This window comes from Nostoc sp. CHAB 5836, from assembly GCF_020829445.1.
GTDB lineage: Bacteria > Cyanobacteriota > Cyanobacteriia > Cyanobacteriales > Nostocaceae > Nostoc.
On the sequence record NZ_JAIVFV010000129.1, the window covers coordinates 1 to 19,900 of the forward strand.

Sequence of the window (19,900 nt, forward strand, 5' to 3'; positions counted from 1 at the left end):
GTTGGGTGCCACCAGCCTTGAGTTTGAGTTATTGCTGTATCAAGAGCTTCTTGAGAAGTAGAAAGATTATATAAAAATAAGGCGATACATTGACCCGCTAAAACAAGTGCTGCAACTCTAATTTTTTGTTCTCTTTCTTTAAAGACTCGCCCATCCCAAACGCTCACATTAGTCAATTCTAAAAGTTTAATAACACTTTCTTCAAAGTCTTTCAACGATTTTGCCAAATCTAAAGTTGCATCTATATTTTTTTCCATTTATGTTAACGTTAAAAGTCTGAAAACTACTACCAATAAGGAATTTTACCTTTTTTCGTAGTCACAAAATAATTATTGTTCGCATATACGAAGAATCAAAATAATAATAATCGAATAAAAGGGGAGAAGGAAAGAGCCGCTAAACGGCTCTTTCCTTCTCCCCTCTCTGTTTTTGATTATCATTATCAATAAATATTCAATCAGGTCAGCACTCCAAGCGCCTGTTATGAACGTTCTTCATCAACTATTTTATTTTTTAGTATTAATACTAATTGACATGTAACTAATATTTATTTGTACTGGTAAAAAAATTTAGCGATCGCACGACCTTTGGAGTCAGCTCACAAAATCGCATTGCTCCCGTACGAATTTGATATTGCTGGTGAGTTAAGCGCTGAACATACGCTTTATATCAGCAAATCTCGTTGTCCACAAATTCAAGATACTTCTTGGTCTAGACCTAACAAAGACTTTGCTTATCAATTGCGTATTTGGATGGGCGAAGTTTGGCTAAATTGGAAATCAGAAAATGATGCGATCGCCTGGGCTAAGTCTCAATTGCAACACATGAATGATGAGCAATTGCAACGCGAGTTTAGCGAGTTAAACCCTGCTAACGGCAAAAAAGCCCCTGCCTGGGTAGAAAGAGTGAATGCATTAAAAGATTTTTAGCAATAGCGGGCGATCGTAAGCGATGCCTGCGGCGGTAAACTACGCACGCTTGCACCTTATGAAGTAAATCCCAGAGACTACCTTCACTCGCCCTCCTTCAAAAGCTTTTTACCTTTGGCGATATAAGGGGCTATCTCCTTACGGATAACGTCACTCATGGTAGTACCATTAGCCAAACACCAAGTATCAAAAGCTTTTTTGTCTTCAGTGTCTATAACAAATTGTATGTAATCTTTTTGGCGGTCTAACTTTTTTCTGGGCATGACTTCAATATTTGTTTACCCCAATTTATATCATGATAAATATCATGATATAATATAAAGATGAGGGACAACAAATACACACCCTCACAAGGAGGTAAATTGACCCAATCAGGTAACGGAAAAGGGGAGTACAACCCGGAAGTTGAGTACGAACGGGTTGTTGACGACAGCGACGTTTTCTACAAGGTAAACCCGGAAACGGGCGACCGAGAAGACGTAGTAACAGCGAAAGATGTTATGGATGAAATCGACAAGGCATTGTCTGAACAAGACGACGAGCCTGAAGATCCGTAAGAGCGCTTAATTAGCAGCCTCTAGCCCCACTAGGGGCTGCTTCTTTTCTAAAATAACACAGCGACCTGAAGCTCTCTTCACTTTTTTAGGGGCCGGGTGCGGCGAAAGTAATTAACGGAGGAATAGAATGAATATTTGCATTCCCAGTTATCTTAGAATTTTTTATCACGAATGTGGACGCATACAGCACATACTAGGAAGTTCATTTTACAATCCATCTAGTGAACCGCCTGATCTGGAATTTGCTACCCGTAAATACAAAATTTCGCGTGAATATCTGGCGACCGAGCTGTTTCGGGCGAGTGACGGGAGGTCAGGATATTGTATCGGTGATCTAAAGCAAAAGCAGTTTTATTACTGTGGTATTGATGTCGAGTCGGTACGCGAATGTCTGCGCGAGCTCGGTATTGGGCGCTCAGATCCAATGGAGAGTCAATGATTAAATGCCCAAAAAAAGAGGGCCGAAGCCCCCAAACAAACTAGCCAGCGAGAACTAACCGACCGCCAAACCGACGCGCCAACCGAGGCCGCCCCAACCACACCCGCACAACCACCGCAGGAGAGAGGCACGGAACTGACACCCGCCAACGCCGCCCCGTAAAACGAACGACACAGAACGAACCAGGCCCGAAGAACTGGCCAGCAGCCACCGCCGCAAACTTGACCGCCGCTGCCTCAGACGCGAACGAAGACACACACACCCAACTAGAAAACGCGCGAGACGACGGCCGCACCACCGCAAGCCCAAGACCAGGGAACAAGCGGGCCAACTCGACAACCTCAACCGCCAACGGAGCGGGACAACCGACGAACGACCGACGAACGAGAGTGGACATAGCAGACCTCAACGCGAAACGACAAACCGAGAAACCCCCCGGCTCTTTCTTTCTTGCGTAGCGTGTCAAGGGTGGCGGATCGGGGTCTGGGGTGTCCCCAGATATAAACTGCGAAGCAACATTATTCCGCCACTTGCGAAGCCCTTGATACGCGGAGCCATCCTGAAGCAGCCGGGGTAGCCCTGCGGCAATGAGCGCTCCCCTTGGGGCGGGGGGGGACATCGACCGGAGGGAGTCAAAAAAGAAACTGCGAAGCAACAATATTTCTTCTTTTTGCGTAAGCAATCATGATCTATTACTTTAAAAACAGCAACGGATTGAGCTTGTATTGAAAGGTAAGCGCAATCCGTTACAGGGGATAAATTCGGCTTCGTATTTGGCTAAGGAGTTATTAGCTATCCTCTAAGAATATTGCGATCGCACCTATCCTCTAAGAATAAATCAGACAAATTTTTTACTTGCTTTCCCTTTCTGCTTTCCGAAATTCCACCAACGCCTTAAGCAGCGCCTCCGGTTCAAACCCAGAGGCATTTTGAATATTTATTGCAACATCACTGTTAAGTGATGCAAATGAACCTGTAACTATAGTCAAACCACTTTCAGAAAGCCCTAAAACCCTTGCCTTAGCTTCGGCTGAGAGCTTCTTCATCTGCTCAGATAGCAAAGCCTCTTTTTCTTCCTGTGACAAGCCATCTAGCATCTCCCGCACGTCGTCAAAGCTCACATATTTAATTCCTTCTAGCATAAATGATACAGCCTGATAATTGATAGCTAACGATCATATTGCAAAATTGCAATCAGACTGCGATCGCGCTATCCAAGTTTGGGCTGTAATTCCCTGAAATTGTCGTATTTTGTTTAGATGTCTTCCATTTACGCCCGATTGTCAACAAGACTGCATCTATTTCTTCCTCGTCAGCAGTCTCAATTAGTTGGACAAGACTAATTTTGCTAGCTCCTAGCCGACTCAAAGCGAAATCTCTAACTGTCTCAGGCAAAGCATCAAGCACTGAGAAGTAGGGGTACAGCCGGGATACGGGCAAATTGGGACACGTTGTAAACAAATATTACGCAACGTCGTCTAGTGATTTACTAACTTGCCCAAAAATGGTAAATGAACATTCAATTTTTTGCACGCTAAAATCAATTCTTCGCCCTATTCAGTCCCTTAAACTTGCCCATAAATGACCTTTTTAGGGAATGTCTTCGCAAGAGAGGACACGCTCAATTCGGTATTGAAACAACGTAAAATCAAGGGTTTTCAAACATCTGCGTAACATAACTTTACAACGTGTCCCAATTTGCGCGTATCCCGGCTGAACCCCCGATAGACGGCGGTAGTTACGGGAGTATCAGCCAGTTTTTGAACTAGTGACTTGGATTTTGTTCTGGAAATCACAACAACTTAATCAATCTACTCATTTTTACTACGAAGAGCGATCGCTCTTTAAAGTTGCTTTCAACTCCCTGTTTTGGGTAAACTACGCTTGCAGCACAAAATCTGACGCCGATACAGTTGGCGCACCATTTAGAGTTGCAAATAGACCACCGCTACCAAAACCTGGCACACTGCCATTAGGGTTGTAGAATAACTGCCCACTTGAAGGATCGTAGACAATCACAGCACTGCTGGCTTTCTCTATAGAAGTGACTTGAAAATCACTGAAGTTACTAAAACCTGTTCCCGCAGCAGAAGCGATTGCACTAAAAGTAGTTTGATCCAGTACAATCTTGTCACCTTGGGAACTGTTGAAGTCAGTAATGGTATCGACACCAACAGCAGTCAGGTCAAAGGGAGCATCAGTGTTGTAAAGGAATCTATCAACACCTTCGCCACCAACAAGAGTATCATTACCCGCACCGCCAATCAGAATATCATTGCCTGACCCACCGCGCAACAGATCATTCCCACTCAAACCATTAATGACGTTATCCCCTTGACCACTAATCAGATCATTGGATTTGTCAAAACCCCCGATATTATTGTTCAATTCATTGCCGTTACCTGTGAGAGTATCTCCTCCTTCCAACCCAGTGATAATGTTGTGACTGTTGTTACTTACTAGGCTGTCACTACCAGCAGTACCGTTTAACACTTGGTCTGAGATAGGTGGATTGATTGCGACTGTGAACGTATCATTGACACTTGAGCCAGAATGATCAGTGGCTGTGTCTTCGTTGACGGTGAGGTTAGATAGGGGTTGATTAACAGTCGGAGGATGATCGCTCGATTGATTTTCAAGAATAGTTAAACTAGAGGTATTACTGACGCTTGCTTGGGCTGTATCTGTTGCAGTGACAACAGCGACTTGGGTAGTTGCTTGGGCAATGGCGGGCGTTGTTTGGATATTACCGACAATAACATTACTGAGGGATTGCCAATTCAGGTCGGAAATATTTTCAACAATAGTCTTAATTTCGGGATCGGATTTCCAGATATCAACAACGTTCTTTAGATTACCAAGCCATTGCTCTAGTCCATTTTGCTCCAGTGCCAGAACTTGACCTGATTTGACACTATTGCTAATATCTTGCCAAGATAATTGATTATTTTGTTGTAGCTGGATTTGAAAAGCCGTTTCATTTTTCCATAAATCAAGAATTTGATTCGTAACAGCTAACCAATCTTGAGAATTATTACTCGCTTTAACTTGATTAACAAGATTATTGGTTTGTTGTAGCTTCTTCTGCTGTTGGGACGTTAAGGTTGTAGTCCCAGCCCAAATATTAATGATATTTTCTAGAGCTGTTCCCCAAGCGGGTACAGTATTAGCTTCAACGGCTTTGGCCAGATTTTGACCTAAGCTAACACTCGTTTTGATGTTCGCCCAGTCAATATTATATTTATCTTTGAGAACCTGGCGCAGTCCACTATCTTTCTCCCAAATAGTTAAAATTTTATCACTGGCTTGAATCCATTGCTCAGTTTTATTATCTGCGATCGCCTTGGTAATAATTTGACCCGATTGAGCAACCGCTTTTACCTGTGTCCAAGATAAACCGATAGTTGACTCTAATTTTTGTTGTAGAGTTGCTTCTATGGTGCTGACTGTATTTTGGATATTGGTTTGAATAGTATCTTGACGATTTTTGGTATCTAAAATCCCTGACGCGTTGAAAATTCCTTCAACTTCACTCCAAATCACTTTCCCTGCATCGGTTACTTTTTGACGCAGGATCGGATCATCTTTCCAAAGCTGATAAACATCTTTGATCCCATTTAGCCAATCTTGGTAGTGGTTGCTGTCTAAGGCTTGATCAATAATTTTGTCAGCTTTACCGTAGACTTTGTATAAAGCATCGCCAGCTTGACCAATTTTGTCGAGTTGATTCCAGTTTAAGCCAATTAAACTTTCTAAAGATTGATTTAATGTTTGGTCAGTAACCCAGAAGTTGACTGTTTGTTTAAGGGCATCTCGCCAAGTATCATAGGTTTTTTGATCAATGGCTGTATCAATTGTTTTGCCGATCGCCACAAGGTCTTTTAGTTCTTGCCAGTCTAAATTGGTTAAGGTTTTGACTTGATTTTGGAAAGTAGTATCTTTTTCCCATAGAATTAAAATTTGATCAGCAGCCTTAAGCCAACTGGTTGCATCACCACCTTTATCTGCTTGACGCAGGGCTTCAGAGGTCGAACCAATACGGGTTAATTGTTCCCACTTGAGTCCTGTGGTGGTTTGAATTTTTTGTTGTAAGGTGGCATCATCAACCCAAATATTAAGAGTCGTTTTGAGGGCATCTCGCCAATTAGTGAAATTACCGTTATCAATGGCAGTGGCGATCGCCTGACCAGCATTAATAAATTGTTTAAAATCGTCCCAAGGAACCCCTGTGATTCCACCCAGTTTATTGCGTAAGGCTGTTGCATCTTCTGCCACGCCTAAAAGTTGATCTACCGCCGCAACCCAACTGTCAGTATTGTTGGTTTGTTGGGCGGTACTGACAATTTGCTTGACTTTTTGATTATCGAAGGATGTATCCTTTAAAGCCCAATCTAGGGTAGTTTTTAGCGCATCGACCCAAGCATTAATGCTCCGTTGCTCAACCGCTACTGCAACGGTTTGTCCAATGGCAACTACCTGTTTAAATTCTGTCCATTCCAGATTAGTTGTGTCTTTGAGATATTGCTTAAAGCTAGTGTTAGATTCCCAAGTAGTCAGGAAGTCACCCGTTGCTTTCACCCAAGCTTCGGTATTATCATTGCCAATGGCTGGAATCAGAATATCTCCTGTTTTAGCGATATCGGTTAAATCTTGCCAATCTAAACCGATCGCCTCAATTAAATTACTATTAAGTTTGTCATCACTGACCCAAACATTTGCCAAATCGTTCAGAGCGACGGAAATATCGTTAATATTTTTGGCTTTAATTGCCACTCGTAAGGTTTGAGAGGCATCAACAATCTGCTCAAACTCTGACCATTCTAGCCCTGTTAATTCTTTCAAAGCCATTTTGCCTTGATTTTCTGTTTCTCGGGCAAAATCTTGATCAATGATCTTAACGGTTCCCCCAATAGCTTTAACCAGATCAATCCAATTTTCATTTTTAATGGCATTGTAGGCATTACCACCTACATCAATAATTTGATCGAGTTTTTGCCATTCTAAACCTGTTAAATCTTCTAATTGGGATTTAGCGGCTTCTTCTAGTCCTAAACCAAAATTCTTACTGATTGTTCCCAAGGACTGACCCAACGCCTGAATGCCTTTGAGAATATTGCCATCTTCGATCGCCTGAATCCCTGCATAAACAACCGTGGAAATTTGGGAAGTCGTAATTAAAAAGGTTTTGAGATTGGAAACCTGGGATAAATCACTTAAATCAATACCATCGGCAGCGATCGCACCTATACCCTGGATTGCGCCTAATAAAGTACCGATTGAATCTCCTCCTTTATATGCAGCATAGGCAGTATTAAGAGACGTTTTCAGGGTATTAACGGTATCAGAAGACAGTCCAGCGATATCTTTTAAACCATCAGCGAAAGATAAACCAACTTTGAAAATAACTGTTGACCAGTCTCCATTGTAGGCTGCTTGGGATATACTCAGGGTAGCGCTAATGGTCTTAAGAGTGGTAGCAATAGAGGAAATAGTGGTAGCCGATACGCCTAAAATAGTTGCGTTGGCGGCAGCAGCAGTGGCGGCGGCACCTGTTAATCCTGTTGTGGCGGCATTAACGGCTAAAGAGGCTCCGGCAGTCAGAACTGCGGCAACTACACTAATAACCAACGTAACCGAGCTAAAAATCTCGTTAAAAGCAGCCTTTTCCCGTGCCTTGCGTTCTTCAATCCGTCCCCCAATAACTTGTTCGAGAATCTCTTTAGATTGTTTCGCTAAGGAACTGGATAAATCAACTGCCCCCTGAGCATAGCCAATTTTATAGAGAATCTCTATATTTTGGGCATTCAACAGAGTTTTTTCGGAATCTAAGACCCCCGATTTTTGGATTTCATCATAGAGAGCTTTAGTTGCACCTTGAAGATCGGTTTCCGATTGAGTTAACAGGTCTAAATAACGCTGTTCCTCCTGCTGAAGTTTAGCAACATCTGCTTTTAGAGTAGTAGACTGTTCAATCAGGGCATTGGCAGTATTGAGTAAATTGTCCTGAATGGTCAGGGTTTCTTTCGCTTGTAGGGCTGTGTGGATGTCCTCAAGGGTATTATCTAAAAGCGTTTTGATTGTTTCAGGTAAGCCGGGCTGTTTTTGTTTGAAAGCTTCTATATCAGCCAAAATACCAGCCAATTGTCCTTTATAATCAGCTAGTTGAATAATCTCTGCAATGGGATTCACCCCTAAATCGGAACGCAGATTATTGATTGCCGTTTGTAGTGCTTCTTCGGTTTTGAGTTGGTTGAGTTGTTCAAGTTTAACAACAGCAATCTGGCGATCGCGTTCGATATCGAGGCGTTGTTTATCTAATTGGCCTTTAACGGCATCGTCGATTAAATCTTGACGGTTTGTAGCAATATCCTGTTCAAGTTGAGCCTGGGCTAAATTCAGTTGTTCTACGGATAGCAGTTGTGCCTGGGTTTGTTCTGTCCAGTTTCGCAATTGCAGCAGAGCATCAACTCGGAATTGAGCGATCGCCAATTCTTCTTGTTTGGCGTTAATCTGGTCTTGGTTATTACCTATACTTTGCTGGATCTGTGCCAACTCTTGAGCCGCAAGGGTTTGTTGTTCTTGGAGAGCAGCCGCTTGACTTTGAGCAAGGGTACGCAGTTGGCTAAATTGCTCCTTTTGCTGTTCGGCTTCGCTTTTGAGTTGCCGATATTTCAGCATTTCGCTGTAGTAATAATTTGCCAATTGAATGTCTTCAGGACGTGCAATCCCACCGGCGCAACTACCGCCTTGATCGGTTGCTAGATCCTGATAGTCTCGGTGATAGACTTCGGCAACAGTAGCAAAGTCGTTATAACTGGCGACTTCTAGCAGTTTTGCTGCTTCTTGGCTACCGGCATCGTTGGCTTGTTTGAGGATATCGAACAGTTTCGTTTGCAGATCGTTAAGTTCGAGTTGTTTTTGGGTGGCTTTGAGGGTATTATTTTCCTTGAGTTCGGTAGCCTGAAGCAGGTCTTGCAGGGTTTTTTGTTTGTCTTTGATAGCACTGAGGTATTTATCGTTTTGTAGCAAGAGTGAGACTTGCACATCCTCCATCAACGCAGTTAGGGTGTTGCTGCTGGCTTCGGCTTGTTCAGCCAGTTTTTGGACTTCAGCCAGAGTTACGCGAGTATCAGTCAGGAGTTTTTCGAGATTACTGGTATCTTTATCTGGGTTTTCTAGATAAGCATCGAGAAGTTCATATTGGGTTTCGATGACTTTTTTCTGGGTTTGGAGGAGAGTTTGTTTTTGGATGAAGGTGCTTTGTTCGGCACTGAGGACGATTTGTTTTTGGGTGAGGAGTTGGATGGATTCGTCTAGTAAGGCTTGGAGAGTGGTGACTGTTTGCGCGTCATTCTCAAGGTTGGGAATATTGTCGCGTTGAGTTTTGAGTTGGGTAATCAGGCTTGCAACTTGGGTGATTTCGTCACTCAGGAGAGTGTTTTGTTGGTTAACCCACTGATTAACAGTGTTGATTTCCTGTAGTAGGATTTGTCCCTGGCTTTGCAGTTGGGCGCGACGGGTTAAAACATCGGCGAGGGCGGTTTGATAGTCATCCTGGCTGCTTTGGTATTCTGTCCATTCTTGGGTGACATTCTTTTTGGCAATTTCTGCGTCTTGGATTGCCTGTTGCAGTTGACTTTGCAGAGTAGGCAGAAGTTTTTCCCAGTCGGCGATTTGTTGTTTTTTGTCGCCGTTGAGTTGGCGGTCTGCATCAAGTTGGTTGAGGAGGGCGATTAAATCAGCTTGACTCAGGGCGGTTTGGTCAGCAACCGCACTGGCGGCTTGCCATTGGGCGAGAATGTCAGTGGCGGTGTTTTGCTTGCTGGTGTCGGTGGCAATGCCTTTGAGTAGGTTAGCAGATTCTTCCCGTAGGCTGGCGGCTTTTTTGGTGTAGGTATCCCAGATGATCCAATCTTGATCAACGTGGGTGACAGTAGTCCATTTCGTTTTTTTCTTTCCATACCATGTTGTTACGGTATAGCTACGTTGTTCTGTCCACGTGGCCTCCTTACCTTTGTAGCTAAGTCCCCAATGGATTGCAGCTTGTTGTTCGTACCAATCGGCTTGGGAGAGGGCGGCAGCGGATTGACGTTGTTTTTGAATGATGTCTGCTTTGAATTTTTCGATTTGTTCTTGGGATTGCTTGATTTCGTCGCTGATTTGTTTTTTAAGGTTACTAACGGTTCTGGCTTCATTGAGTTCTGGATAGTATCTGTCACGAAGAGTTTGTAGAGTCGGGGCTGTTTTGTCCCCTGCTTCGTACTCTTGTAAAAATTGTTGAACTTTGTCGGGATTGTTTTCGGTTTGTAAGGTGAGGTGTGCAATTTCTAATCGCAGATTTTCGAGAGCGTCAATTTCATTCGAGCCATTAAGACTTCCTGTAATGTTACTGTGTTTTTGTTGAATATATTTCTGTAAAGTAGCTTCTATCCATTGTTCTTGTTGATCATTGAGCAAATCAATTTGAACAGTTAAATCTTGAGTCTCATTGGTAATTTCTTTGGACAATTCATTAATAAATAGCGGACTTAATTCATTAAATCTGCTATTTAGTGGTAATTCTAATGAAGGTCGTTGCGATTCAAAATATTGAAGAGATTGTAAAGCTGAATTTTCATCGCTTTGTGCAGTTGTAAACTCGTATTGTGCATCACTAAATCGTTGACTACTGTTAGATAAATTTATATAAAATAGATTGCTATAATAATCTCTGTTATCACTATAATAACTACTAGTCCAATTAGATTGGAATTCATCAGAAATATTCCTATCATAAGAATAATTAGCTTCTGCTTCTGCTAATTGCTGTTCTTTTTGCTGACGAATACTTACTTTTTGGTTATAATCATTCGATAAATTTTGCCACTGCTGATTCAATGTTGCGTAATCATTTTGCAAGCTAGCATATTGGTTTGACAAACTGATCAATTGTGAAATATGAGTCAATTGGGTTGACAGTAACTCTGTTTGTTCAACGGACTTCTTCTGAAGCTCAATATTTTCTCCCAAATCATCCACAGTTTTTGCCAAACCATCCCGATACTTAACTTGAGCATCCTGAATGGCAATAGCTTCATCCAACTGAATCCCATTCAATACATAATCACTATATGGATCAGCTAAATTATCCTCAATATAACTAGCTACACCCTCAAAAGTTGTTAAATTGGACTGAAATAAATTATTAACCTCAACCGTAAATTGATGATTATCCTTGAGATTTTCTGCCCAAACATCACTTAACCCCGTCAACTGCTCGACAAACTGAGGAACCAAATCCACATAACCCTCAATCGTATTCACCTGCACCGCATTACTTGCCGAAGTTTCTGCCGCCAGCTGACCATTTAGAGACTCCAAACGCCCCTGATTAACCTCTAAAGCTTCCAAAGCCAACAATTGATACTGTTGCTTTAACTTTTCTAACTTCCCCTGCTCAAGACCTAATGTCTGAGTTAACCCATTTAAAATATCTGTAGATTGATTCGGCTGGGCTAAATCCCCCTGTAAACTCGTAACTTTTGTCTGAACCTGAGTAATAGAATCCTGCAACAAATTTAAAGATAAATCTGTTGTCAATAACTCTTTATTATTTTCAACAAACGTATCTAAATCCTCTTGGGCAGACACTTTTTGCGTTTTCAATTGCTCCAACTCAGACTGCACCTGAGTCACACGCTCAGTCGTACTATCCACAATTACCTTTTGACTGGGAATGTCAGCATCTTTTAACTGCGTTAAATCCGTCTGTGACTGACTCAACTGCAAATCCAATAACGTTAAATCATTGCCACTTTGCGTACTCGTAAAAGACAACAGATTATTCTTAGAATCTAAGTCTAGGTAATAATTATCAATTTGAGTATTTTTACTCTTTTCTGTGGCTTCTAAAACAGTATTTAACTGCTTAAAACTATCAACTTCCCCCTTAATACTTGCCGCCTGTTGATTAAATAGATTCGCTTGAGCTTGATAAGAATCCCGCAGATTTACTTGCTCCGTATCTGTCACCCAACCATAGATATCATTGTCTGAGCCACTACGCTTACTTTCACGTCCAACCACTGCCCACTTCTGAACATAGTGGTTATGGTAATTCGCTTGTTCCTGAGCCGTCTGAGCTTGCTGAACAAACGAGTTATAAGTAGCCTCCAAACCCTTACCCTTACTATCAGCAATTTGCTTTTGCTGATTAAGCGTTGCCACCTCAGCCTCAGTTGTGTTAATATCCGCCTTAATTGCCTCAATTTCCGCCTTGATTTCCGCCTTCTTACTATCCCCATTCCCAGAAAGCACCTGCTTACGATCTTCTAAACTCTGAATCGTAATTTCTAATTCATTCTGTTGCTTTTGTAACTCTTCTAGACGTGCTTGCTCAATCGCCTGATTACTGACCGCCAACGACAACTCATTTTCTATCTGCCCCAAGTTGCCTTCAACCATATCAAGCTTACTGCTCAACTGTTGATGCTTCTCAAAGGTTGTTTTAATACTTTGCTCAACCTTTAATTTCAGGGAAGAAATGGTTTCCCCATTGCTCAATAAATCCAATGCAGCTAAGGTATTGCTCAAATTCTGGGAATTTTCAGTGAGTAAGTTGATTGCTAGTTGAGTATTCATGATTAATTGTTGTTAATGGTTGTCGGAAATAATTAAGTAAAATAAGTTGCGAGATTTGTCTCCAAATCAGGTTTTTATCCCCCGAAAGTCATCTGGAAAAGAGGGAGGTATTCTTTTTACAAGAGGTCTATTAGGGAAAAACTTTTAGGCAGCAAAAACATATTTACCTTCGCTGTCTCGTTTCAGGGTTAATTTGCCTTCTTGGTAGTCATAAATCGGTAAAGAAAACTGGGGTATGCCATCCAATTCCTGAATTTCCCCTTTGTCATCACGGGTAACAGGACAGACAACTAACTCGCCACTTTCATCAAATATCCACTGCTGAGTTTGTGGATCTCGGACGGGAATGGGATAAATGGGTAGCCCCCGCGAACTCTTTAACCACTTTCCTAACTCATCGGTTAAAGGCTCAAGATAAACTGTTTCTCCCTTGAGATTTTGAACCACTTTTTGCGTTTGTGGGTCTTTGAGAGCAATTCTCCCAGGATTAGGTATTGCAGTCTCTAAGTCTTGATCCCAAGGGCGTAAATTTGGAAGATTATTGCCTGTAATGTTGTAATGTTTGGTGTATTGGATTGCTGCTTTCGTAAAACCAAAACGTTCCAATAGGGCATGAAGCCCCGTTTGTTCAATGGATATCAACAAATCTATATCCGTTACCTTCAGTTCTTCGGCTTTGGCGATCGCTGCTTCAATCAATAAATTAATAGTTGAAGGCTTGCGGTGAGCTTCTTGAACATACATCCCCAATACTGCTCCCACACGACGGTGTACGAAGGGATTTTCCAGCATCTCTAAATCGGAAATTTGTGCTGGGGGGGTCTCGTCATACATATAAATAAATAGAAATCCAACTATTTCTTCGGCATATTCTAATAAAAAGCCAAAAGACAACGGCTTTTTTAGCTGGTAGGTAACATAACGTTCATAGTCAAACTCTGCCTTTAGCCGCATGGAGGGATCAGCTTGCGATCGCGCCTCGACAAATGCTTTCCATAAAGAAGCGATCTCCCTTGTATCAGATAAGGTAGCAATTCGTTGAATATATGACATAATTTTTACTGTTTTCCGTATTTCCTATGTGATCATCTAGCCTTTGATGATCTCCTTACTTAAACCATATTTTCGCTCTATTTGACTAAAATAGCTCATTTTAATGGCTTTATTGAGTTTTTTATCTTACTTGCTCAACATAGCTATTTTTTATCACTATTCCTATGTCAAGTAAACTTATTTACTTAATCTTTATATTGTAATATCATGTAATACGCAATACATCAACCTCTTTTTATAAAGGAAAATTTATCCTTTGGACAGATGTATTTTTTAAAATTATTAAAATTTCCATATTTTGTAAAATTTTGTTTTGTTTTTGACAAAAACGCAATTTATTCTTGTACAAAAAATAACTTTGTGATACGGGTTGTAATAAAAAATACATAAGTAAATTTTATATTTAAGCTAATGATAGCTTTTATCAAGCAAGAATCAAGTTTATACAAGCTTCATATAATATTGTTGGCTGTGGTAAATCTGCTCATAACCTACATGAACACGTTCAAGCAGCATTATCTTGAACTCGACCCACTAACGGGAATTTACTTTGATGATTTTTAGGGGCGATCACTCTACTTAGGGCTACCATCAGCTAAAGTCGCGCATTCGTCCACATCCCTCAAACCAAATCCCCACAACGACACAAGCGCAAGTAAACTCACCCCCCTCTCAGCTTGTTTTATTGATCACCAACTGTGCAATTTGTGGCACTGACCAAAGAGCAATGTTTTTGAGGCACTAACTCAAGGGGTTTAGTTTTCTCCACATTTTGAAAGGCACAAAACATATTTTGAGGTGTAGAGGAACTAGCTATACCCCCTGTTTACTGGCTGTAGCCAATTGTTGTCACAGATGGTACAGATGCGTCACTGCCATCTGGTGTGTGACACTTTTACAGAATATGTTTGTTATCCCAATAGTAACATAAAATGCTCACAAAAGATGCAACACATTTAAAGCAGTAAACCCGCCTACTGGTTGGCGGGTTTATCCTTAAGCATTTCTTTTAGTTTTTCTAGTAATTGCCTGAGAGATTCGTTCTCTTCTCTCAGGCGGCGGTTTCCCCCAATACTAACTCTTCTAACTTTGCAACTCTGTGTCTTAGCTCTACAATATCGCCTGACTCAGCTTTGTTTCCCAGGTATTGCTCAATTAAATCAAGCAGAACATCAGTAGCGTTCTTCCCCTCTTCCTTGACCTTTTGGTAAAAAGCATCCTTCATTTCTGGTGAAATCCTGATATTTAGCCTTGATTCAGTCATAGTACTTTCCTCTTTTCTTGATCAACGCTATCAGCGAAAGCCTTGTATTAACAAGTGTAATCCCAGGTATTCCTATTTAGTCATCCCAATATGTTGACAATGGGGATAACAAAGACGATACTATATTTATTAGCCTAAACAAAAGACGACCGCCGCAGTCTGGAAAACAAAGCGATCGCCTTTTGTAAAATACCCACCATACAGATGGAGTAACCATTATAATGACACACCCAAGATATACCCAACAACAGCTACAACACAAATCGATTGCGCGTCTCAAGCAAATCTACACCGAAATCGCTTGCACAGTCGAAGTTGTAGACAAACGCTGCAAGGATGCATAGATTAGGGCGATCGCCGATTACCAATCTGCCCACCCTGAGCAATTCATCACCCCTGCCTCGATACCACTGACACCCATCGAAATCAGCTTTTACGACCACGAATACTACGCCGGGGATAAGTTGATCGCCGCAATCACTTATGATAACGACCTAACGCGACCTTGGGTAGTGATGGTGAACAGCAAAGAAATCCACCGTGCTTCTACGAACATACTTTGTCATCATTACATTTGTTCACATTATAAAGATGGCACACTACCAGTACAAGAGCAAAACGCTACAGACAGGGGTCAAATGAGCAGTGATGCCGAAAGTTACGCTAAGGACTTGATGAGCCACTTTCAATACTGCGATCGCCAAGAATCAAGCTGTACCAATTGAAGCCTATGAAATTTAAAGTCTTCAAACCCAAGATGAGCCGTGTTAAAATGCTGCACCAAATAATCTATAGGTTAATTGGTACATTGAGAATTGCCAAAAATATCGATTAACAGAATGCTTATCCAGTAAGGGTTACAGCCTTAGCGTAAGTTTCTGCACGGTTGCTCATTTGACCCCTAAACACCACCATTTGCGGCAATTTGGGCGCGAGTGGCAATTGCCGAAGCTTTACAATCAGCGATGAAGACAAATTTTTTGTGTCCAATGACTTTCGCCATTTTTTGCCAAGTGGGAAAATATAACGGGTCATCGGCTCCATTACCTTCAAGGGTGGCGCTGACCAATGGCATTCCCATTAGGTCAAGGGTTGCCAGTAATTGACGGTATTGCAACAAGTCTGGGCGAAAGTCTTTGGAATAGCCATAACGCAGTAGACTTTCTTCTGGTGATTGGCCCTGTTGATGATTCACACTAAAACTACTTGTGTCCGCTCGTGCTACTAGAGTAGGTAATTCGTAGGCACGAATCAAATGCCGTCCCAACTTTACTTCTATTTCCTGCCTTGCCTCTGACTGCTTTCCTAACTCTTCGACTACCCTTGCCAATCGGTCATCACTGGCATCTTTTTCCCCGATCGACCACCCCGTACTTAACTCTAAAATCTTTCGGTGTGCTTCTACCCAGGGTTCCACAGCAGACAACCGATGGTCTGACTGCGTAATTATATATGTTAATAACAATACACTCAATTTTCCGTAGCTCAATCCTTTGTGGTTTCCGTGTGGTGGAGTGAGTTTTTGGTCAATACATTTGGCTATTTCCATCTGTTTAAGCCATTCCACGATCAAGGGAATATCGTCTATCCGCTCGGAACTTATTTCCACTGTTTTTCCTCTAATCTATTGGGACACTTGTGTATACTAGCTAGTTAGTGCCGCAATAAAATGATTCAGGACTTTAAGTGCTGCTTTGTAGCCTGGAGCTTGCTTACCTAACTTTAATTGTAGTAAAACTTGGTCACGTACAGTTTCAAGTGTTGCCACGGAGAGCGGCGTAGTCCCAAGTTCAGCAACAGTAGTTTGGGCTTGATCTATCCTATCTCGTGTCCATGTAATACTTGGGCTAGCATTGTCCCTAATCACCTGTTCCAAGTAATCTGCTCTGGTCATCCCAAAGCATTCAGCAGCTATCCCCAAAGCCTTCCACGTTTCATCAGTTACTCTTAAAGAGCGCACTTGACGATAATCATCGTCCTTGAGCGCGAACTTCCCTTGAATGTCCCGCTTCAACATTACTCTTCCCCCGTGTATTACACCGTAATTTTAATCGGTATCTTTCGGATGTAGCATGAATAATTACACTAAGGGCATATTTCTGAGCGATCGCCTCTAATTCCTTCCATGTATTACACGGAAAACCTGATTCTCCTCTTTCCACAATTCCGTTTAGCTGACTAACCCAAACCCCCCGTATTACACGGTATTACCACCATCAGATCCACAATCAGCTTGAAACCTTACACAGTAAGGCATTAATTCCTCTTGCCTTCAAAAATGAGCGAACGTACAGTAACCGGCATCAGATCGCTTTAATCCCATACTCGCTCTCAATTGAGCAAATTTACTAGTTGATCCTCAATGTTCAGGGGGAAAGGGAAACTTTTCAACACCCTCAACACTTGCAAAATTTCCTCAAGAGCCGCTTTCTCCTACTCTAACTCCTGAACTCGCTTCGGGATATACTTCGACGACTTGACCAGATCGCCCTCACTCCAAAACTCGTAATGATAATACGCCTGTGGATAATCCTTGCTCATCTCCCATAACCCAGATTTCTTAAAGAAGCGATCGCTCCCTTACTTGCTATTTCCATGACTCGACTTTGAGCAACTTTCCTTAACTATACAAGGCGATCACTATCCTTGGTTGTTGCTCCCGTAATACAAAGTTGATGACATGAACGGTTATGCCACCTGCCTGTAAGCTACTTTATTACTGCTTACAACAATAAACCTCAAATGTTATGCTGGCAAGTGGTAACGGTAAACAAATTACTACGATGATAGATATTGAACATATTGCTACATTCAAATGGAGTAATAAACAAGCTAAAAAATTAACAGAATTACGCGGAAATATTCCCCGCCGTCAGCTTGAGCAAAAAACTACTGACCTGGGACTAAAGGTTGCACACCAATATATTCAGCAACTAGAACAGCCTGATTATTATGCTACTCGTCTCAAAAGTGGAACAATCACTGTTTCAGTAGAGGTGGTTAACGTTTTGTGTGAAGCACTGAATGCTGATATTACCGATTTTTTCGATACTGCCAAAATAATTACTGTTATGGCTTGACACTTGTCCGTTGCTAACGGTAAAATAGAAACATACAAAACAAAAGGCGACCGCGTAAGTTTACTAGGCTCTGCGATCACCCTTTGACCTTATTCAGGAGTTTCTATTATGACACATCGAACCTACACACACCTTGCCCTTCGACGCTACAACCTCCCGCGCCTGAAAACAATCGCTGCCGAATTAGGCGTAACACCCACCGGGGACAAGAGAGGTGCCCAAACGTGGATCAACGCAATCATCGCTCACCAATCCGCCCACCCTGAGCAATTCACTACCCCTGCCTCAATACCACTGACACCCATAGAAATCAGCTTTTACGACCACGAATACTACGCTGGGGATAAGTTGATCGCTGCAATCCATTACGACGACGACCTAACGCGACCTTGGGTGGTGATGGTAAACAGCAACGAAGTCCATCGTGCTTCCACAAACATGCTTTGCCATCGTTACATCTGCTCACATTACAAAGATGGCACACTACCAGTACAAGAAGAGGCAGGGGGGCAGGGAGCAGGGAGCAGGGGAGAGAATCTTTCCCCCTTGCACCCTGCCCCCTGCTCCTTGTCCTCTTCCCCTGCTGAGAACGCAATCAAGGCGGAGATATTCAACGAGTGCGAGAAATACGGCTTTAAAATCCTCCACGATGGGATTTACAACAACGACGTGAAACTGGGCGAAGTCGGATTCAGTGGCGGTACTTGGTGGGTAGTGGGTGCAGCAGAGCAGGAGCGCGTCCTTTGCCAATCTGCGCTTGTTGCTGTATGGCAGTTAGCAGTCGGACAAACCCCACGCCATACAGAATTGTTAAATCGCCGATTTGAGATGTTAACCCCGAAGAATGGCAGTATTTACGGGAGTATAAACGAGTTTTTGAACTAATGGCGGCGTAATTCTTGGGCTTCGCCTTGGGAAAAGGTTAAAGGGGAACGGTTAAAGGGAAATTTCTTCATTCCCTTCCCCTTTGCCCTTTCCCCCTTACTCCGATTATTTCCCTTCATTGCAATTAAATCAATGCAACCCACAATCACGATACCCAAACATTGGGACTATCCGCGCTTTGCTCTGGAACAGCGTACACAACAGGGCATCATTCTGGGGCTTCACTACTACCCAAACGGTACAGAACTCGCTGAACAATTTGGTCATGGTTGGCGCTATGCGCTGATGTCGCGGAAAAATTCTGACGAACTATTTCACTTTGAAGAGAATCAAATTCAAACGCTATCCCCGCAGGAATTCGTCTCACAAATCACCGGAGAAATTGAGTTTTATCAACGTCAAATTGTCATTCTCCAACAACAGTTAGGTGCAAACAATGCTTGAAGAAGTAAACAGCAACTTTGACCGGAGAGCGAATCACCTGCTGCGTTTGATTCAACTTTGTGGGGGTTGCGTTCCATTGCACTCTCTCCAATTCAAAGTTTCAAACTCAGTCATTCAAACACTGCTAGATAAAGAACTGGTGCAAGTGCAAAACACTGGATGCGGTTTTCTGTTGGAGATTGCAGAAGATTTTTAATCCTAGAGAAAAATCATGAAACTTTACACTAAAACCATTCCACAGACATTACCCGATTGGGCAACCACCGTTACAAAGGGTGCAGATTTATTTGAGGTTGAAATTAACGATGAACATCCTGATTTTCAATCACTACTTGAAGAGTTAGAAACGGAAATTGAACCAGGAACCATCGGGGTGAAAGCCAGAGATTTATGTTCCAGACTCGGCTTTGAAATGTCTAATCCCAATCTCTGCCAATTAGTTGAAATTGCCCAAACCCTGACATCCCTTATTGCTACGCATTCCGACTACAAGCAACTACTGGAAACAGGGTATCAACCAGATTTAAACATTGCTGATGCTCAAACTGCGCTCACCTATTTGCAATGGGAGTTAGAGCAGAATCGAGAAACTTCTGATTAATACAAAAGCGTTCACCTGAATGAATGCC

General features: G+C 42.2%; 18 protein-coding genes and 1 pseudogene. 8 read left to right on the plus strand and 11 right to left on the minus strand.

All coding sequences use genetic code 11. The features are described 5' to 3' along the window. A pseudogene (locus tag LC605_RS22455) lies at nucleotides 1-257 on the minus strand (ISLre2 family transposase); the annotation flags it as partial. 354 nt (nucleotides 258-611) lie between these two features. Here LC605_RS22455 and LC605_RS22460 point away from each other — a divergent pair. Next, nucleotides 612-929: a hypothetical protein gene (locus LC605_RS22460; RefSeq protein WP_229549734.1), complete on the plus strand. Its 318-nt coding sequence runs from the start codon at nucleotides 612-614 to the stop codon at nucleotides 927-929. An 83-nt stretch (nucleotides 930-1,012) separates the two neighbouring features. Here LC605_RS22460 and LC605_RS22465 read toward each other — a convergent pair whose 3' ends face one another. Continuing rightward, nucleotides 1,013-1,192, minus strand: coding sequence for a hypothetical protein (locus LC605_RS22465; protein WP_229549735.1), 180 nt, complete (start codon nucleotides 1,190-1,192; stop codon nucleotides 1,013-1,015). 99 nt (nucleotides 1,193-1,291) lie between these two features. On the opposite strand from LC605_RS22465, the gene LC605_RS22470 reads away from it, so the two are divergent. Beyond that, nucleotides 1,292-1,486 (plus strand): hypothetical protein, encoded by a 195-nt coding sequence (locus LC605_RS22470; RefSeq protein ID WP_229549736.1) that lies wholly within the window; start codon nucleotides 1,292-1,294, stop codon nucleotides 1,484-1,486. Nucleotides 1,487-1,965: 479 nt separating this feature from the next. Here the strand turns inward: LC605_RS22470 and LC605_RS22475 are convergent, their stop codons facing one another. The 7 genes from LC605_RS22475 to LC605_RS22505 form a co-directional block, all read right to left on the minus strand. Continuing rightward, a complete protein-coding gene (locus LC605_RS22475) occupies nucleotides 1,966-2,136 on the minus strand; it encodes a hypothetical protein (protein ID WP_229549737.1) in 171 nt (56 codons plus the stop codon). 640 nt (nucleotides 2,137-2,776) lie between these two features. Continuing rightward, nucleotides 2,777-3,067: a hypothetical protein gene (locus LC605_RS22480; RefSeq protein ID WP_229549738.1), complete on the minus strand. Its 291-nt coding sequence runs from the start codon at nucleotides 3,065-3,067 to the stop codon at nucleotides 2,777-2,779. A gap of 52 nt (nucleotides 3,068-3,119) precedes the next feature. After that, a complete protein-coding gene (locus LC605_RS22485; RefSeq protein WP_229549739.1) occupies nucleotides 3,120-3,293 on the minus strand; it encodes a hypothetical protein in 174 nt (57 codons plus the stop codon). A gap of 510 nt (nucleotides 3,294-3,803) precedes the next feature. Beyond that, nucleotides 3,804-12,545, minus strand: coding sequence for a hypothetical protein (locus LC605_RS22490; protein ID WP_229549740.1), 8,742 nt, complete (start codon nucleotides 12,543-12,545; stop codon nucleotides 3,804-3,806). Between the two features lie 144 nt (nucleotides 12,546-12,689). Continuing rightward, on the minus strand, nucleotides 12,690-13,598 hold the full coding sequence (locus LC605_RS22495; protein WP_229549741.1) for a GNAT family N-acetyltransferase: 909 nt from the start codon (nucleotides 13,596-13,598) through the stop codon (nucleotides 12,690-12,692). Nucleotides 13,599-14,649: 1,051 nt separating this feature from the next. Beyond that, nucleotides 14,650-14,862 (minus strand): hypothetical protein, encoded by a 213-nt coding sequence (locus LC605_RS22500; RefSeq protein WP_229549742.1) that lies wholly within the window; start codon nucleotides 14,860-14,862, stop codon nucleotides 14,650-14,652. A 251-nt stretch (nucleotides 14,863-15,113) separates the two neighbouring features. Next, nucleotides 15,114-15,305 (minus strand): hypothetical protein, encoded by a 192-nt coding sequence (locus tag LC605_RS22505; protein WP_229549743.1) that lies wholly within the window; start codon nucleotides 15,303-15,305, stop codon nucleotides 15,114-15,116. 21 nt (nucleotides 15,306-15,326) lie between these two features. Here LC605_RS22505 and LC605_RS22510 point away from each other — a divergent pair, with 21 nt between their 5' ends. After that, nucleotides 15,327-15,587, plus strand: a complete 261-nt coding sequence (locus tag LC605_RS22510) for a hypothetical protein (protein WP_229549744.1) — start codon at nucleotides 15,327-15,329, stop codon at nucleotides 15,585-15,587. A 176-nt stretch (nucleotides 15,588-15,763) separates the two neighbouring features. Here LC605_RS22510 and LC605_RS22515 read toward each other — a convergent pair whose 3' ends face one another. Together LC605_RS22515 and LC605_RS22520 are read right to left on the minus strand one after the other, a co-directional pair. After that, nucleotides 15,764-16,471: a DUF4277 domain-containing protein gene (locus LC605_RS22515; RefSeq protein ID WP_229549745.1), complete on the minus strand. Its 708-nt coding sequence runs from the start codon at nucleotides 16,469-16,471 to the stop codon at nucleotides 15,764-15,766. Nucleotides 16,472-16,507: 36 nt separating this feature from the next. Continuing rightward, complete coding sequence (locus tag LC605_RS22520; RefSeq protein ID WP_229549746.1) at nucleotides 16,508-16,879, minus strand: hypothetical protein; 372 nt, start codon at nucleotides 16,877-16,879, stop codon at nucleotides 16,508-16,510. Between the two features lie 730 nt (nucleotides 16,880-17,609). Here LC605_RS22520 and LC605_RS22525 point away from each other — a divergent pair. From LC605_RS22525 to LC605_RS22545, 5 genes are all read left to right on the plus strand, one after another. Beyond that, on the plus strand, nucleotides 17,610-17,942 hold the full coding sequence (locus LC605_RS22525) for a hypothetical protein (RefSeq protein ID WP_229549747.1): 333 nt from the start codon (nucleotides 17,610-17,612) through the stop codon (nucleotides 17,940-17,942). 108 nt (nucleotides 17,943-18,050) lie between these two features. Beyond that, entirely contained in the window at nucleotides 18,051-18,827 is a 777-nt protein-coding gene (locus LC605_RS22530; RefSeq protein ID WP_229549748.1) for a hypothetical protein, read from the plus strand. 132 nt (nucleotides 18,828-18,959) lie between these two features. Further along, complete coding sequence (locus LC605_RS22535; protein WP_229549749.1) at nucleotides 18,960-19,271, plus strand: hypothetical protein; 312 nt, start codon at nucleotides 18,960-18,962, stop codon at nucleotides 19,269-19,271. Beyond that, nucleotides 19,264-19,467 (plus strand): hypothetical protein, encoded by a 204-nt coding sequence (locus LC605_RS22540; RefSeq protein ID WP_229549750.1) that lies wholly within the window; start codon nucleotides 19,264-19,266, stop codon nucleotides 19,465-19,467. The genes LC605_RS22535 and LC605_RS22540 overlap by 8 nt, the downstream gene beginning before the upstream one ends. A 15-nt stretch (nucleotides 19,468-19,482) precedes the next feature. Next, nucleotides 19,483-19,872 (plus strand): hypothetical protein, encoded by a 390-nt coding sequence (locus LC605_RS22545; protein ID WP_229549751.1) that lies wholly within the window; start codon nucleotides 19,483-19,485, stop codon nucleotides 19,870-19,872. Nucleotides 19,873-19,900: the final 28 nt, after the last annotated feature.